Genomic DNA, 1055 nt, shown 5'->3' on the forward strand with positions numbered 1-1055 from the left:
ATCACAGCATAGATAACTAAGAGAATAACAATGCAGACCAAAATTAATAATCCAATTGGCATTAAAAAGACCACCTCTCAATACTTTCTGCTAATCCCCTTCACTCATTGTTGTATTTTTTAATATATTTTCTATTCTATCCTTATATACCTGACCTAGATCTGAAATCATATCAAAATGTTCCATACTAGACTCTTTAGGAATCCCCATGTCGACAAGGCGTTGATCCAGCTCCTCAAGAATAAAACGATGATCTCTATCGTTAAGTCCCCTTGCATCATCCAACTCCACTTTTGTTTCGTCAATCAACTCAAGGATGTAATAAAACTGTCCCTTATAGTAGTGGTATGGTAATGCTGATTTTTTTCCGTGTACCCCTGTTGTAATCTTGGCAATATCACTATAAGCATATTCCTTCCCTTGGGGTGCAAGAAAAGAATAATCTATCACCTTCTGTTCTGTGATAACAGTAACAGAGAAAGTAATCGCATAAAGCAAAACGATATTCACAAGAAGGAACGTAGAATAAAATCGTTTTCTCTTCTGCTTGTAAAACTTTATGAGGGAGGAAAATGGGCTCGTCTTCGATAGAGTTTTAAATCTGTGAGGAAATAGAAGAATAGCTCCTACATAGAAGATTCCTATATACAGCAAAATCAACATTGAAGCAGGATAATTATGCGTCCACATAAGATATTCTTCAGGTAAAAAAATTCTTTCTTGGAGCACTACGATCAATAAGTGTATCCCTACTGTACCGATCAGCATCACCATAAATGTTAAGAACCAACGAAAAATAAATTCTATAATTTTCAATCTAACAACTCCTAATCTGCTTCACAAATGACAAATATCTCCTATAATTATACATGATTCTGCAATAAATTCCCTTATTTTTATTTTTTTGTTTCTATTGAACTACTCACCACTTAACACCCTTTCGGGTTGTTTGAAGTGGGAGATTCTTGGGAATAGAGCGTACTTGTTAGCATATTTCTTCGCCAACAGAGGTTTCTCTTATTGACCAAGCTATCCCCGTAGATTCCTACGGTTCT

Annotated in this window: 1 protein-coding gene; it reads right to left on the reverse strand. The window is 35.4% G+C overall.

Going from position 1 to position 1055, the window contains the following annotated elements:
• Positions 1-90: 90 nt before the first annotated feature.
• On the reverse strand, positions 91-816 hold the full coding sequence (locus JCM10596_RS22800) for a hypothetical protein (RefSeq protein ID WP_025029057.1): 726 nt from the start codon (positions 814-816) through the stop codon (positions 91-93).
• Positions 817-1055: the final 239 nt, after the last annotated feature.

Origin of the sequence: Caldalkalibacillus mannanilyticus JCM 10596, from assembly GCF_000615945.1 — a bacterium.
Taxonomy (GTDB): Bacteria; Bacillota; Bacilli; order Caldalkalibacillales; family JCM-10596; genus Bacillus_AT; species Bacillus_AT mannanilyticus.